13 protein-coding genes are annotated in these 12,687 nt (G+C 66.2%); 11 read left to right on the top strand and 2 right to left on the bottom strand.

The features are described 5' to 3' along the window. Nucleotides 1–19 precede the first annotated feature (19 nt). Genes ACN5W5_RS08450 through ACN5W5_RS08405 form a run of 10 tightly spaced genes read left to right on the top strand, consistent with a single transcriptional unit; the run spans nucleotide 20 to nucleotide 10,370 of the window. A complete protein-coding gene (locus tag ACN5W5_RS08450) occupies nucleotides 20–928 on the top strand; it encodes a carbohydrate ABC transporter permease (protein WP_210828423.1) in 909 nt (302 codons plus the stop codon). Between the two features lie 22 nt (nucleotides 929–950). Next, complete coding sequence (locus tag ACN5W5_RS08445; protein WP_420048082.1) at nucleotides 951–2,051, top strand: ABC transporter ATP-binding protein; 1,101 nt, start codon at nucleotides 951–953, stop codon at nucleotides 2,049–2,051. Between the two features lie 12 nt (nucleotides 2,052–2,063). Beyond that, the gene (locus ACN5W5_RS08440) at nucleotides 2,064–2,939 is read left to right on the top strand and encodes an FAD binding domain-containing protein (RefSeq protein WP_420048081.1); all 876 of its coding nucleotides are present in this window, start codon (nucleotides 2,064–2,066) and stop codon (nucleotides 2,937–2,939) included. Continuing rightward, on the top strand, nucleotides 2,936–3,427 hold the full coding sequence (locus tag ACN5W5_RS08435) for a (2Fe-2S)-binding protein (protein WP_420048080.1): 492 nt from the start codon (nucleotides 2,936–2,938) through the stop codon (nucleotides 3,425–3,427). Before ACN5W5_RS08440 ends, ACN5W5_RS08435 begins: the two co-directional genes overlap by 4 nt. Continuing rightward, nucleotides 3,417–5,798 (top strand): xanthine dehydrogenase family protein molybdopterin-binding subunit, encoded by a 2,382-nt coding sequence (locus ACN5W5_RS08430; RefSeq protein ID WP_420048079.1) that lies wholly within the window; start codon nucleotides 3,417–3,419, stop codon nucleotides 5,796–5,798. The genes ACN5W5_RS08435 and ACN5W5_RS08430 overlap by 11 nt, the downstream gene beginning before the upstream one ends. Beyond that, complete coding sequence (locus ACN5W5_RS08425) at nucleotides 5,795–6,682, top strand: NAD(P)-dependent oxidoreductase (protein ID WP_420048078.1); 888 nt, start codon at nucleotides 5,795–5,797, stop codon at nucleotides 6,680–6,682. Before ACN5W5_RS08430 ends, ACN5W5_RS08425 begins: the two co-directional genes overlap by 4 nt. A gap of 2 nt (nucleotides 6,683–6,684) precedes the next feature. Then, complete coding sequence (locus tag ACN5W5_RS08420; RefSeq protein WP_226463622.1) at nucleotides 6,685–7,317, top strand: CoxG family protein; 633 nt, start codon at nucleotides 6,685–6,687, stop codon at nucleotides 7,315–7,317. A 29-nt stretch (nucleotides 7,318–7,346) separates the two neighbouring features. Beyond that, complete coding sequence (locus ACN5W5_RS08415; RefSeq protein ID WP_420048077.1) at nucleotides 7,347–8,546, top strand: M20 aminoacylase family protein; 1,200 nt, start codon at nucleotides 7,347–7,349, stop codon at nucleotides 8,544–8,546. A gap of 20 nt (nucleotides 8,547–8,566) precedes the next feature. Then, a complete protein-coding gene (locus ACN5W5_RS08410) occupies nucleotides 8,567–9,727 on the top strand; it encodes an XdhC family protein (protein ID WP_420048076.1) in 1,161 nt (386 codons plus the stop codon). Nucleotide 9,728: 1 nt separating this feature from the next. Beyond that, entirely contained in the window at nucleotides 9,729–10,370 is a 642-nt protein-coding gene (locus ACN5W5_RS08405) for a nucleotidyltransferase family protein (RefSeq protein ID WP_420048075.1), read from the top strand. Nucleotides 10,371–10,533: 163 nt separating this feature from the next. Here the strand turns inward: ACN5W5_RS08405 and ACN5W5_RS08400 are convergent, their stop codons facing one another. After that, the gene (locus tag ACN5W5_RS08400; protein WP_420048074.1) at nucleotides 10,534–11,061 is read right to left on the bottom strand and encodes a DUF1643 domain-containing protein; all 528 of its coding nucleotides are present in this window, start codon (nucleotides 11,059–11,061) and stop codon (nucleotides 10,534–10,536) included. 106 nt (nucleotides 11,062–11,167) lie between these two features. Between ACN5W5_RS08400 and ACN5W5_RS08395 the strand changes: the two genes are divergently transcribed. Beyond that, the gene (locus ACN5W5_RS08395; protein ID WP_420048073.1) at nucleotides 11,168–11,698 is read left to right on the top strand and encodes a spore coat U domain-containing protein; all 531 of its coding nucleotides are present in this window, start codon (nucleotides 11,168–11,170) and stop codon (nucleotides 11,696–11,698) included. Here the strand turns inward: ACN5W5_RS08395 and galE are convergent. After that, nucleotides 11,689–12,669: a UDP-glucose 4-epimerase GalE gene (gene galE / locus ACN5W5_RS08390; RefSeq protein WP_420048072.1), complete on the bottom strand. Its 981-nt coding sequence runs from the start codon at nucleotides 12,667–12,669 to the stop codon at nucleotides 11,689–11,691. The two genes, ACN5W5_RS08395 and galE, sit on opposite strands and share 10 nt — an antisense overlap. Between the last annotated feature and the right edge of the window lie 18 nt (nucleotides 12,670–12,687).

Raw genomic sequence — 12,687 nt, 5'->3', positions numbered from 1 at the left:
CCCCAGCGAAAGCTACACCATGACTTCATTTCTGCCGGGTCGGCGCACCCTGCTGTTCTTCGGCTCGCTCCTGTTTGCCCTCTACGTGCTGGCACCCATCGCCTGGCTGGTCTCTTCCTCGTTCCAGTCGGAGGCGGAAATCACCTCGGTGCCGCCGCACTGGGTCCCCGAGCAGCCCACGCTGGAGAACTTCGCGGCCATCTTCCAGTCCAGCGAAGAAGTGGTGACCTACGAAAACCGCAAACAAGGCGACACGGCCACCGGCGGCTTCATTCCTTCGACCGCGGTCAACCTGCTGCCCTCGATGAAAAACAGCTTCATCGTGGCTCTGGCGGTGGTGGTGCTCAATCTGCTGGTCAGCGTGCCCGCCGCCTATGCGCTGGCCAAGATCCGCTTCATCGGTCGCACCAGCTCCATCTACTTCATGCTGAGCACGCGGGTCATCCCCGACATCGCGCTGGTGGTGCCCTTCTTCCTCTTCGTGCAGAAGCTGGGGCTGATGGACAACCTGTGGGCGCTGATCATCACCTACCTGGCGATCACCGTGCCGTTCAGCATCTTCATCCTCACCGGCTACTTCGAATCGCTGCCCGACGAGCTGGACAAGGCGGCTCGCGTGGACGGCTGCTCACGGTTGCAGACGCTGGTGCTGGTCTACCTGCCGCTGGCCCTGCCATCGCTGGTGGCGGTGGTCCTGTTCACTTTCCTCACCAGCTGGAACGAGTTCCTGCTGGCGCTGATGTTCACGCAGACACCGGCCTCGCAGACCATGCCCATCGTGGTCGCTTCATTCACATCGGATTTCAACATCAGCTTCTCGTTCATCAACGCGGCCGGCGTGATGGCCATCGTGCCTCCCGTGATCATCGCAATCATGTTCGAGCGCTACATCGTTTCAGGCCTGACCGCTGGCGCGGTCAAGGGCTGAGCAGACAACAGGAGTTCACACCATGGCCAGAATCAAGTTTGAAGCGGTTGGCAAAAAGTACCCCAACGGCTTTGCTGCGCTCGAAAACCTCAACCTCGACATCGCGGACAAGGAGTTCCTTGTCCTGCTCGGTCCGTCAGGCTGTGGGAAATCCACCACCCTGAACATGATCGCGGGCCTGGAGGACGTGACCGATGGAAACCTGATGTTCGACGACGCGGTGATGAACACCGTGCCCTCCCACAAGCGCGACGTTGCCATGGTGTTCCAGAGCTATGCGCTCTACCCGCACAAGTCGGTCTACGAGAACATCGCCTTTGGCCTGAGGATGCGCAAGTACCCCAAGGACGAAATCGACCGCCGCGTGCGCGATGCCGCGCGCCGTCTCGAAATCGAGCCGCTGCTGGAGCGTCGGCCCGACCAGCTTTCGGGCGGCCAGCGCCAGCGCGTGGCGCTGGGTCGCGCCATGGTGCGCCAGCCGCAGGTGTTCCTGATGGACGAGCCCTTGTCCAACCTTGACGCGGCCTTGCGCATCTCCATGCGCGCCGAGATCAAGCAGCTGCACCAGGCCATGCAGACCACCTTCGTCTACGTGACCCACGACCAGGCCGAGGCACTGACACTGGCCGACCGCATCGTGGTGATGCGTGGTGGCGTGGTGCAGCAGATCGGCGTGCCCGACGAAATCTACGAGCGCCCGCGCAACATGTTCGTGGCCTCTTTCCTGGGCAATCCGCCGATCAATTTCATCGAAGGCAAGCTGGTCGATCTGGGTTCGGGCATGGCCGTCGAGCGAGGCGGCCTGAGGGTGGCGCTGCCGCCAGAGGCCGCGGCCAAGGTCAGCGGTCAGGCCGGGCGCGAGGTGGTGCTGGGCCTGCGCGCCGAAGACGTGGTGGAGGACCCGTCGCCGGTGGCTGACGCCACCCTGAGCGGGCGCGTGGCCGCGGTGCTGCCGGTCGGCTCCGATCAGTTCCTTGAGATGGAGGTCGAGGGCAGCAAGCTGTTCCTGCGTCTGGGCAAGGAATGCCGTTACCGCGAAGGGGATAGCGCGTCGCTGACCATCAACGCCAACCGCCTGCACCTGTTCGACAAGCAGAGCACCCAGAGCCTGCTGTGGGCTTGACGTGAGACCGCGTTGAAACCCGCTGCCTTCACCTACCACCGCCCGGCCACGCTCGACGAAGCGCTGGCCCTGTTGAGCGACCTGGCTCCCGAAGCCAAGCCATTGGCCGGCGGGCAAAGCCTGGGGCCCATGCTCAACATGCGCCTGGCCAGTCCCGCGCACCTGGTGGACCTGAACGACCTCACCGAGCTGGGCCGCATTCGCGACCTGGGCGATGCGATCGAAGTCGGCGCGCTGGCACGGCACCACCAGCTGGCCGATTCGACTTTGCTGAGCCAGCACTGCCCGTTGCTGGTTCAGTGCGCGCAAAGCATCGGCCACTACGCCATACGGCAGCGTGGCACCCTGGGTGGCAGCCTGGCGCACGCCGACCCGGCGGCGCAGCTGGCGCTGGCGGCCACCACGCTGGGTGCCACCCTCACACTGGTGCGCCGCGGCGGGCGCCGCGAGCTGGCCGCGCACGACTTTCTGCAAGCCGCCATGACCACCGCGCTGTTGCCCGATGAGCTGCTGTTGTCGGTGCGTTTCCCCAAGTTCGCCGCCCGCGAGGCCTCGGCCTTGCGCCTGTTCAGCCGCCGCCATGGTGACTTTGGCATCGTCTCCGTCGCCACCTGCGTGGCGCTGGATGGTGATCGCGTGGCGCGCCTGCGCCTGGGTGTTGGTGGCGTGGCGCCGGTGCCGCAGCGACTGGACAGCACCACCCGTCCCTTTGAACAGCAGCGAGCAAACGCTGCCTGGGTGGCGGCCGTGGCCGACGCCGTGACCCAGGCCGTGCAACCGGAAGACGACGCCCGCATTCCCGCCGAATACCGGCGCGAACTGGCCCACGCCCTGGTGACGCGAGCGCTGGACAGCGCGCTGCAACAACTGAAGAACACCAGACCATGAACGAGCAGCGCATCACCCTGACCGTCAACGGGCGCAACATCGAGTTCGACGCCGAGCCGCGCAAACTGTTGCTGGACGCACTGCGCGAAGACTGCCACCTCAGCGGCACCCACGCGGGTTGTGAGCACGGCGTCTGCGGCGCCTGCACGGTATTGGTCGACGGCCGGCCCACGCGTTCCTGTCTGTGCTTTGCCATCCAGATGGAAGGGCACGAGGTGCAGACCATCGAGTCGGTGGGCACGCCGCAAAAGCTGTCGGTCCTGCAGCAGGCGCTGCATGAGTGCCATGGCCTGCAATGCGGCTTTTGCACCCCGGGCATCGTGATGACCTTCGAGGCCTACCTCAAGGACCACCCCGAACCCACCGAGGCCGACATACGTGAGGTGCTGTCGGGCAATCTGTGCCGCTGCACCGGCTACCAGAACATCGTGGCCGCCATCGCTCTGGCGGCGCGGCGCATGCGCGAGGCGAGCGAGCATGGCCAGTGAAGCCTTTGTCCACATCGGCGCGCACCAGCCGCGCAAGGAAGACGCCCGTCTGCTGACCGGCCACGGGCGCTACATCGACGACATCGAGGTCGCTGGCGCCCTGCACGCGTGCTTCGTGCGTTCGCCACATGCCCACGCGGAGATCCTCCGTGTGGACATGGGGGCTGCGCTCGACATGCCGGGCGTGGTGGCCATCTACACCGGGCACGACCTGGCGCAGTGGACCACGCGCCACCGCATGGCGCCCCCCATTGAAGGCCTGCGTGCCATGGAGATGGACACCTTGCCCACCACCAAGGTGCGTTTTCAGGGTGACCCGGTGGCCTGCGTGATCGCCACCAACCGCTACCTGGCCGAAGACGCGGCCGAACAGGTGCAGGTCGATTACGCCGTGCTGCCCGCGGTGAGCACCATGTGGCAGGCATTGGCCACCGATGCACCCAAGGTCGACGACGACCTGCCCGACAACCTGCTGTCGCACCAGCACGCGGTGCATGGCGATGTGGCCGGTGCGATGGCGGGTGCGCACCGCGTGATCGAGTCGACCTTTTCGCAGCACCGCCAGACCCACTTGCCGATTGAAACCCGTGGCTGCATCGCCGACTGGGACGTGGGGCGCCAGCACCTGAACTTCCAGGTCGGCACGCAGGTCCCACATCCCTACCGCACCACGCTGGCCGCGCGCCTGCGGCTGAGTGAATCACAGGTCAGCGTGGTGTCACCCGACGTTGGCGGTGGCTTTGGCCAGAAGATCGCGCTGTACCGCGAAGAACTCACGGTGGCCGCCATTTCCATGCAGCTGGGCCGTCCGGTGCGCTGGCGCGAAGACCGCATGGAAAACCTGCTGGCCTCGTCGCAGGCGCGCGAAGACTTCTGTCGCACCCGCGTTGCCGTGGATGCACAGGGGCGGGTGCTGGCGCTGGATCTGGAGATCGTCGAAGACTTCGGCGCCTACAGCTTCTATCCCGGCAACTACCTGGCCCGGGTGGTGGCGATGATCGTCACCGGGCCCTACCGCATCGCGAACTACGCCTACGACGTGAAGGTGGTGCTGTCCAACAAAGTGGGCAACGGCCCCATGCGGGCACCGATGTCGGTGACGAGCTGGGTGATGGAGGGCACGCTGGACGCTGTCGCGCGCGAGCTCGGGCTGGACCCGGTGGCGGTGCGCCGCGTCAACATGCTGCGTCCCGACGAACTGCCCTACACCATGGCCACCGGCGAGGTGCTGGCCGATGTTTCGCCGAACGCCACCATGGACGGCGTGCTCGCCGCGATCGGTTACGACCGTCTGCGCGAACGCCAGGCGCAAGCCCGGGCCGATGGCCGCTGGCTGGGCATCGGCGTCTGCAACGTGGTCGAGTCCACCACCTACGGCTCCAAGTTCTACAAGTCGGCCGGCATCGCTGGCTCGGGACACGAGGCGGCGTGGATACGCATCGAGCCCTCGGGTGCCGTCAACGCGTCGGTGGGCCTGGGCGCCACAGGACAAGGCTACGAGACCTCGCTGGCCAACGCCGTGGCCGATGGCCTGGGCGTGTCACCGGCCGACGTGCGCGTGCTGCTGGGCCACACCGACATCGCGCCCTACGGCATGGGCAGCCGCGGTGCGCGTGGGGGAACCGCTGGCGGCGGCACGCTCTACCTGTGCGCGCAGCAGGCCCGCACAACCGTTCTGGCCATTGCGGCGCACCTGTTGGGCCTGGCCGACGCGCAGGCGCTGCGCCTGCTCGAGAGCCGGGTGCAGCAGCAGGTCGAAGACCGATGGACGGACACGGCGCTGACCCTGGCCGACATCGCCCGCGTGGCCTACCTGGACCCGCTGGCGCTGCCACCTGGCGTGAACCCGGGGCTGGAGTTCCACCTGACCTACGAGCCGCCGCCCATGACCTACTCCAACGCCTCCCACGCCTGTGTGGTGGAAGTGGATGGTGCCACCGGTGCGGTGCACATCGAGCGCTATGTCGTGGCCGAGGACTGCGGCACCGTGCTCAGTCCCGTGGTGGTGGAAGGCCAGCAGCACGGGGCCATTGCCATGGGTCTTTCGGGATCGCTTTTCGAGCACGTCGAATACGACAGCGCCACCGGGCAGAACCTGTCGGGCTCGCTGGCCGACTACCTGGTGGCCACTTCGCACGAGTTGCCTCACTTCGAGCTGATCCCCATGCACACCCCCAACCGCAGCACGCCGGCCGGCATCAAGGGCATGGCCGAGGGCGGCGTGATGGGTGCCATCGGTGCGCTGAGCAACGCCGTCAACGACGCGCTGGCGCACCTGGGGGTGGTGGTCAACCAGCAGCCCCTGACCCCCATGTACCTGCGCGGCCTGATTCGCCAGGCGCAAAAGAACCCCAACAAGACAAGCACATGAACATCACTTCCAACACCACTGCACGCATCGGCTTCATCGGCCTGGGCATCATGGGCCAGAGCATGGCCGGCCACCTGCTGGCCGCCGGCCATCCGCTGGCGCTCTACAACCGCAGCCGCGAGAAGGCGCAAGCCCTCGTCGACAAGGGCGCGCAGTGGTGCGACACCCCGGCCCAGGTGGCGGCGCAGTCCGACATCGTCATCACCATGGTCGGCTACCCCAGCGATGTGGAGCAGGTGTGGCTGGGCAGCGAGGGCATCATCGCCAACGCGCGCAACGCCTTGCTGATCGACATGACCACGTCCAGCCCAGCCCTGGCGGTCCGTCTGGCCGCCGAAGCAGAAAAGGGCGGTCACCAGGCACTGGACGCGCCCGTGTCCGGTGGCGACGTGGGCGCGCGCGAGGCCAGGTTGTCCATCATGGTCGGGGGCGACCCGGCCGCATATCAGGCGGCATTGCCGGTGCTGCGCCTGCTCGGGACCAACGTCGTCCATGTCGGCGCTGCCGGGGCCGGTCAGCACACCAAGATGAGCAACCAGATCGTCATCGCCTCGACCATCATGGGTGTGTGTGAAGGGCTGGCCTATGCGCGCGCGGCCGGGCTCGACGAGACCGTTCTGTTGCAGGCCATTGGCGGTGGCGCCGCGGGCAGCTTCCAGCTCAATGTGATGGGGCCTCGCATCGTCAAGGGCGACTTCGCACCGGGCTTCTTCATCGAACATTTCCTGAAGGACCTGGGCATTGCCCTGGCCGAGGCCGAGCGCATGAAGCTGGCGCTGCCCGGTGCCTCACTCGCGCAGAGGCTTTACACCGAACTTTCTGAACGAGGGCTGTCGCGCCAAGGCACGCAGGCACTGTTCCAACACTACCTGGCCGGAGCCTGAACATGGAATTCAGTGGTGAGTACCGTCTGCCCGTCGCGCAACAGCGTGTCTGGGAAGCCCTCAACGACCCCGCTGTGCTGCAGGCCAGCATCGCGGGCTGCCAGCAGCTCGACAAACTTTCTGACACCGAATTCAGCGCCGTCGTCACCACCAAGGTGGGCCCGATCTCGGCCACCTTCCGCGGTGCGGTCGAACTGAGCGACCTCGACCCACCGCGGGGCTACACCTTGACAGGGCGCGGACAAGGCGGCGCGGCCGGCTTCGCACGCATGACGGCCCGCGTGTCGCTGGAGCCGCTGGACGAGGGTGCGGGCACCTGCCTGCGCTACACCGCCGAGGCCGAGATCGGGGGCAAGCTGGCCAGCGTGGGCAGTCGCCTCGTACAGACGGTGGCGAAGAAGAACGCCGACGATTTCTTTGGTGCATTTGCGCGCCAGCTCACGGGTGAGGCCGCACCACGGGCCGAGGTTGCGGTGCAGCCTGCAGCGGTGGTCACACCTGGCGGTCCCATGGCCGGGTTGCCCACGGTGGTCGGTGGCGGCGGTCTGGGCGCTCCGGTGCCCGCCTGGCTGGTGGTGTTTGGTACCGCACTGGGCGTTGCCCTGGGTTATTGCATCGGGTTGCTGGCCCGCTGAATGCCGGCACGCCCAGGAGTGTGAATCGCATGAAACTGATTGACGACATCGTTGGGCAGGCCGCGGGCATCGCCGCTCTGAGGCGCGACATCCACGCCCACCCGGAACTCTGTTTTGAGGAGAAGCGCACCGCCGACATCGTGGCCACCAAACTCACCGAATGGGGCATTCCTGTTCACCGTGGGCTGGCGGGCACCGGTGTGGTGGGCACGGTGCATGGGCGCGACGGAGGTGCCAGTGGCCGTGCGTTGGGGCTGCGAGCCGACATGGACGCCTTGCCCCTGCAAGAGCTCAACCGGTTTGCGCATGCGAGCCAGCACGCCGGCAAGATGCACGCCTGTGGGCACGATGGGCACACCGCCATGCTGCTGGCCGCAGCCCAGGAGCTGGCGCGAAACCGCGACTTCGACGGCACCGTCTACCTGATCTTCCAGCCAGCCGAGGAGGATGGCGGTGGCGCCCGCGTGATGATCGAACAGGGCTTGTTCGAGCTGTTCCCCATGCAGGCCGTCTTCGGCATGCACAACTGGCCTGGGGCGCCGATGGGCACTTTTGCGGTCAGCCCTGGGCCGGTGATGGCGTCCAGCAACGACTTCCGCATCACCATACGCGGCAGGGGCAGCCACGCGGCCCTGCCGAACAACGGCATCGATCCCATCCCGGTGGCCTGCCAGATGGTGCAGGCCTTCCAGACCATCATCAGCCGCAACAAGAAGCCGGTCGACGCGGGCGTCCTTTCGGTCACCATGATCCACGCCGGTGAAGCCACCAACGTCGTGCCCGATTCATGCGAGCTGCAAGGCACGGTGCGCACTTTCTCCCTGGAGGTTCTGGACCTGATCGAAAAACGCATGAAGGACGTGGCTCAACACACCTGTGATGCCTACGGGGCCGGGTGTGAATTCGAGTTCCATCGCAAGTACCCGCCCACCGTCAACAGCGGGATCGAGGCTTCGCTGGCGCGCGCGGTGATGGCCAACATCGTTGGAACTTCCCGGGTCCTGACCCAGCAGCCCGCCATGGCTTCGGAGGACTTTTCCTACATGCTGCAGGCCAAGCCGGGTGCATACGTCTTCATCTCCAACGGTGAGGGGACGCACCGCGACATGGGTCACGGCGAGGGGCCCTGCACATTGCACAACCCCAGCTACGACTTCAACGACAAGCTGATCCCGCTGGGCGCCACCTACTGGGTTCAGCTGGCTCGGACCTGGCTGGCGAGCCCCTAGACGAGTGTGGGCCTGAGCCGATGGAAAACCTGGATCTGTTCGTGCTTCGCAGCTTGCTCGGCTGGCGGTTGTCCGGGCAGCGCGCCGTGCTCGCCACCGTGGTTCGAACCTGGGGCTCCGCGCCCCGTCCGGTCGGTTCCATCATGGCGCTTTCCGAAGATGGGCAGGTCGTGGGGTCGGTTTCGGGGGGGTGCATCGAAGACGACCTGATCCATCGATTCACCCCGGCTTATCTCCCTGGGCCATCGGCCGGTCCTGAGCGCCACGCCATCCCCCACGGGCCGCCAAAGCTCGTCAGATACGGCATCGACGCCGATGAGGCGCATCGCTTTGGACTCCCTTGCGGCGGCACGCTGGAACTGGTGCTGGAGTTCGATCCCGATGCCGCCGTGTTGCAGGCGCTGGTTCAGCGGCTGTCGTGCGGCGAAATGGTTCGGCGTGTGCTCAGCATGGTCGACGGCAGCGTTCAGTTGCATCCGGCGCAGGCCGGTGACGGTCTGTGCCTGGACGAACAATCGCTTCGCAATACCTATGGCCCCGAGTACCGCATGCTGCTCATCGGTGCTGGTCAACTGACCGAGTACCTGGCGACCATGGCTGTGTTCAGCGGTTTCGCGGTCACAGTGTGCGACCCGCGGGAAGAATACCGGCGCGCCTGGTCGGTGCCGAACGTGCGACTGGCCACCGGCATGCCGGACGACGTGGTGCGTGCCTTCCGGCCGGACCGGCGCTGCTGTGTGGTCGCACTGACGCACGACCCCAAGCTGGACGACATGGCCCTGCTGGAGGCCCTGACCAGCGAGGCTTTCTATGTGGGCGCCATCGGCTCTCGCCGCAACAACGATGCGCGACGCGACCGCATGAGAACCCACTTTGATCTCAGCGAACAGACGCTGTCCAGATTGCGCGGGCCCATCGGGATCTATATCGGCAGCAAGACCCCGCCGGAGATCGCCATCAGCGTGATGGCCGAGATTCTGGGTGTCAAGAACGGTGTCCATCTGCATGACAGCATGGCCGTGGCAGCCGCCAAGGACCATCTGCTGCGCTGTCCGAATGGCTTGACCGATCCCGCGCCAACCGCAGCGGCCTCGGCACCGCCACGCGAGCCGCTTCCGTTGCACCGCGTGAGTTGCCCAGATCCGGGCCCGGGAACGTTGGAGCCCTCTGGGCCTGCATGAGATGGACAGGGTGGGCGCCGTGGTCCTTGCTGCAGGTGCTGGCGCGCGGATGGGGAACCGCCCGAAGTGCCTGCTCGAACGCCATGGCATTCCATTGATCCAGCACCAGCTGATGGCCCTCTCAGAGGCCGGAGTTACCGAGCAGGTGGTGGTGTTGGGTCATCACGCAGCCCGCATCCAGCCTGTCCTGAGCGACTTCCCCGTCACCCTGGTCTGCAACCCCGATCCCGCTGCAGGGCAAGTGTCATCGCTCCGGCTCGGGCTGCGGTCGCTTTCATCCCGCGTTGACACGGTGTTGGTGGCGCTGGCGGACCAGCCCCTGGTCAACGCCCAGGACATCGTCGATCTGCTCGGTGCCTACCGTCAGCGACCTGCTGGAACGTCCCTGGTGCGAGCCGATGTGGACGGACTGCCCGGTAATCCTGTGGTGTTCAGCGCCGAGGTGTGCGAGGAAATCCTGAACAGCGAACCGGCGTTCGGCGGCAAGCAATGGCAAGAGGCCCATCCCGACAAAGTCCATCGCTGGATCAGCGGGAATACCCACTACCGCATGGATGTCGATAGTCCGGAAGACATCGAGCTTCTGGCCGCGCGAACGGGGCATCGATTGCACTGGCCCAAGGACCTGGCTTTCCAGCGCTGAAGGCACGGGTTGGGCGTTCCTGTCTGGTGCGCCCGCTGGAGGCGGCCCTGACCGCCGCCGCCACCTCGTTGCGCACCCAGTCGCGTGGCATGAACGATGCCGAGGGCATCTTCAGATGCTGAACCACACCGTGCAGCGCGACGGGCAGCCATTCGTGGCCACATCACCAGATCTGAAGCGCAGCGGTCTTGGGCACGCTCCTGCTGCCCTTGGCCATCGGATGCATGGGGTAGCCCGTCGCCGTTTTCTCCACGCAATACAGCGCGGCGCAGTCTGGCAGGGAAGACCGGATCGTGTCCAGGACCTGCTCGAACCACTCGGGGCATTTTCTGGCCAGCGCACCCCAGGCGATGAGCACCGCGCCCGATCGCCGGACTTCGGCCGCGATGACCTCCAGATTCTGCTCGAGCATTCTGGCGTCCTTCTTGCGACCCGTGATGGCGTGCCGGGTCATCTCGATCGCGTCACCCAGGTACCGGCTGCACAGGGGAATGCCATGGGCCACCACGATGCCCCCGAAGCCGTTGTGCGAGGCGATGCAGCACAGCTGCAGGATGGTCGGGTCGTCTGTTGCGTGATCGGCCGTTGGCGGGTTGAACATCACCACCAGAAGCCTCGGCCGGCCATCCCAGGTTCGCGAAAACGACCACAGGTACTGTCCACACGGTGAGACGTTTGCCGTTCGGGCCATGGTTGATTGCGCGTGCATCACATCCTTTGATACCGAAGGATCGGCCCGATGGTTTCACCCCTGTCCGCAACGCGTGGTGGCTTTGAGCCCCAGGAGGACTTGCGAGATGAAATTTCCCCAAAAATTCCTGCTCCCTGCCGCGCTGATGGCCCTGCTCGGCGTCGCCGGATCGGCCACCGCAACGGACACCTTGTTGGTCACGGCCACGGTGAGTGCCGCCTGCGTGGTGGGCACGTCCCCGGTGGCGTTCGGGGCCTACAACCCCATCGGCGGCGCCGCCGCTTCCGGCTCGGGCAATGTCAACGTGTCCTGCACCGGCACGGTGGGCCTGTTCGTGGACTACAGCATCTCCCTGGGCAAAGGGGCCTACGGCGCCACCTACAACGACCGCCAGATGGCCAACGGCGCTTCCCGGCTCACCTACCAGCTCTATGGCGACTCCGGCTCGGGCGGCGCCTGTTCGGTGGTCTGGGGCGATGGCACGGGCGCCACCAGCACCGTCGGCGGTTCGCTGCTGATCGTGCTGCTGGGCTCCACCATCAACCGGCAGGTCTGCGGCACCCTGCCCGCCAACCAGGTCGGCGCGACACCCGGTGGCTACAGCGACACGGTCCAGGTCGTGGTGACCTACAACTGAATTGCGCGTTTCTGCTCCCAGGCCCAGGCGTGTTCGATCAGCGTCTCCAGTGCCGCAAACTGCGGTTTCCAGCCCAGCTGCGCCGTCGCGGCGCGTGAATCGGCCACCAGGCGCGCCGGGTCGCCTGCGCGGCGCTCGGCGTACACCACCGGGATCTCGCGGCCCGTCACCTTGCGCGCCGTGTCGATCACTTCCTGCACCGAAAACCCGCTGCCGTTGCCCAGGTTGTAGGCCTGGCTGCCCGCGCCGCCCATCAGGCTCTGCAGCGCCAGCCAGTGCGCCTGGCACAGGTCGTTGATGTGCACGTAGTCGCGGATGCAGGTGCCGTCGGGCGTGTCGTAGTCGCGTCCGAACACGCTGATGTGCGACCGCCGGCCCGAAGCCGCCTGCAACACCAGCGGGATCAGGTGCGTCTCCGGGTCGTGGCGCTCGCCCAGTTCACCCGCCGGGTCGGCGCCCGCCGCGTTGAAATAGCGCAGGCAGACCGACTTCAGCCCATAGGCCCGGTCGTAGTCCGCCAGCGCCTGCTCCACCATCAGCTTCGTGCGGCCATACGGGTTGATCGGCGCCTGCCGGTGCTGCTCGTCGATCGTGTCGCTCTGCGGCTCGCCGAAGATCGCCGCCGTGGACGAGAAGATGAAGCGCTTCACCCCCGCCGCCACCATCGCGTCCAGCAGGTTCAGCGTGTTCACCACGTTGTTCTGGTAATACTTCGCCGGCGCCACCACCGACTCGCCCACCTGGATGAACGAGGCGAAATGCATCACCGCGTCAAACCGGCCTTCGGCCAGCAGCCGGTCGAGCAGCGCCCGGTCGGCGATGTCGCCCTTCAAGAAGGTGCCGTGCAACACCGCATCGGCGTGCCCGCCCGAGAGGTTGTCCAGCGTCATCGCCGCGCAGCCTGCCAGGCCCAGGTGCTTCACCATGTGCGAGCCGATGTAGCCCGCGCCGCCCACCACCAGAATGTTCATGTTTGGCTTCTTTGGTTT

This window comes from Hydrogenophaga sp. ZJX-1, from assembly GCF_048590325.1.
GTDB lineage: Bacteria > Pseudomonadota > Gammaproteobacteria > Burkholderiales > Burkholderiaceae_C > Hydrogenophaga.
The sequence above is the reverse complement of the archived record's forward strand: the minus strand, read 5'-3'. Positions and strand labels throughout refer to the sequence as shown.